The following is a 2,485-nucleotide window of genomic DNA, read 5'->3' on the forward strand; positions in this document are numbered from 1 at the left end:
GGCCGCGATCCGGCCCGACTTCGGCCGCGGGAAGGGCCGTGAGACTGTCCGCTTCAGGCTTTCCCAGGCCTCCTCGTCAATCTCGCCTTTCAGGGTCGAGCGGAGTTGCTTGTAGGGCACGTCGGCGCCGGGGAAATACGCCTGTCGGACGAAGAAGCTCTCGCCCGAATAGTCCGTGTCGATGAACCAGCAGGCGATGTCGTCGGGCTCGGAGCTTTCCACCTCGCCCTTGCCGGGGCGGAAGATGTCGACGCCCTTCAGTTCGACCCGGAACTTGTCGCCATCCTGGGTCACCTCGATGTCGGGCTCGCCGAATACCACGAAAAGGTTGCCGCCGCCGGCCTTCAGATCGCCGGCCATATGCAAGTCGGCGTTCATGCGGGCGTGGAGCACCGGGATACGACCGAGCTTGTGCAGCTCCTGCGCATGAGCCTCGAAATTGAAGGCGCAGGCGATGACGATGTCGAAATCGGCCTCAGCCGCCTCGCGGGCGCAGGCAACCAGGTCGGCGCGACCAACGGTGCCATATTCCGGGCCGATGAAGATCGCGGCGCGGCGGGTGACGGCGTCGTCGCCTGCGCCTTCGGTATATTGGCCCTCGGCGGCGATCCAGTCACCCGGCCAGGGGGCGAGGCTGTCGAAGCGGATTGCGTCGCCCTTGTCCTGTTGGTGCACGCCGGCCTTGGCCAAGTTCTCCATGATGGCCTTGCGGTAGTTCTCGGCCTCCTGCTCGCCCGAGGCACACTTGCCTGCGGCGGCGTCGGCTTCCTCGATCAGCTCGCCATGCTCGTCCACGGCCTGCGTGCGGTGGGGCGAGAGGCTTTCGACGGTGAAGGGACCAGCGACGCGGACGCGCTTCTTGTCCTCGTAGGGCTTGTCGTAGAGGTATTCGTGTTCGGCCTTGGCGGCGATTGATTTGTCGATCTCGGTTTGCCGGGCGATGCGGGCGGTCCAGAACGCCTCCAGCGCCTCCTTCGCCGCATCAGGCCATGGGGTGACGGGGCGCTCGGGCAGCGTGTCGAAGCCCCAGGAGGTGCCGCGGGCGGCGTTGAGCTTGGTCAGGGCCTCTTCGGCACTGCGGCGCTTCACCGGGGTCAAATCATCGGACATGGGGCGGGCGAGCGCGTGCCGATCGCGCTGCTCCTTGGGCCAAGGCGTGCCTGGCTCACGGGGGATCTCCCATTCCATGAAGCCGTTGGCCGGGGCTTTCTCGCCCGAGGGCATGATGACGGTGCCGGACGCTTTGAAGTCAATGGCCTTACCCGCGCGGCCACCGGTTTTGACCGGGAAGGGATCAGGCTGGCCGGCGAGGTCTGTGTTGAGCGCAGCACGAGCGTCTTCAACTGCGGGCTGCATCCGGTCCCAGATCACGTCGATCTCAGTGTTGTTCGCGATGGACTTCAGCGTAATGTGGGGCACGCGCTCGTAGACAAAGCCGTGGCGGATGTCGTTGTGGGTGGTGTGGGTCGAGGGCGCCTCGTGAGTGACTTCAGCGGTCTTCTTCTGACCCTCTCGGCTATCAGCGAGAAGATACCATGGGTATTTTGCGCCCATGATCCGCGCGCGAGCCAGTGCGAGTGCGACGCGGGAGGTATCGATGGTGATCCAGCGGCGGCCCCATTGCTCGGCGACATGGGCGGTTGTTCCGGAGCCGCAGGTGGGGTCGAGCACGAGGTCGCCGGGGTCAGTGGTCATGAGAAGGCATCGCTCAATCAACTTCGGCGAGGTTTCAACAATATATCTCTTGTCGCTCGCAAATCCGGCAATTCCGGTGTCAGTCCAAACGTTGGTTAAGGGGAATACGCTATAGTCATCAATGAACCGGACATATCTCAGCGTATTACCCACAAGCTCAACGCGGTCAGCCTTATTCAACCGCTCAATTCCTGAGCTATGTGTCTTCCAATATCCTTTTCTGGGAACGAAAGTAGTTCCGCCATGCTCCACAGGATAACTTCCGGGCGGCTTTTGACTTGTAAGGTCGCCAGTCGCGTAAATTCGACCGCTCTCCAGTAACGCAGGTGAGCGTCTTTCATCTGCGGTGATGGTCCTTCGAACACCCTCCTCGAACTCGATTTTATTGTAACCAGAGGCACCACCTTCGCCGAAAGCCTTCTTTAGTAGGGAGGCACGATACTTGGCATGCTCCCTATTTTTGGAATACCAAAGGATGTGATCCGATACGTTCGGAAGAAATTGAGCAGTTTGCCCACTTGTCTTAACGACCGCAATTTGGCTGAGGCAATTCCCTTCCCCAAAAACTTCATCCATTAACGTGCGCACCCGATGCACGTTTTCATCTCCAATCTGAACGAAGCAAGATCCAGTCTCGGTCAGCAATTCCCGCGCTACTACCAAACGGTCCCGAAGGTAGCCCAGGTATGAATGGATTCCGTCGCGCCAGGTGTCGCGGAACGCTTTCACCTGTTCAGGCTCCCGGGTCATATGGTCGAGTTTACCATCCGTCACGTCGCGCGAGGTGGTA

General features: G+C 60.9%; 1 protein-coding gene. It reads right to left on the reverse strand.

Annotation, left to right across the window (positions count from 1 at the left end):
- Positions 1-2,445: site-specific DNA-methyltransferase (locus ACOI1H_RS24870; protein WP_422440941.1), on the reverse strand; the 2,445-nt coding region annotated here is incomplete at its 3' end.
- Positions 2,446-2,485 lie beyond the last annotated feature (40 nt).

Source organism: Loktanella sp. DJP18, from assembly GCF_049310965.1.
Classification (GTDB): Bacteria; Pseudomonadota; Alphaproteobacteria; order Rhodobacterales; family Rhodobacteraceae; genus Loktanella.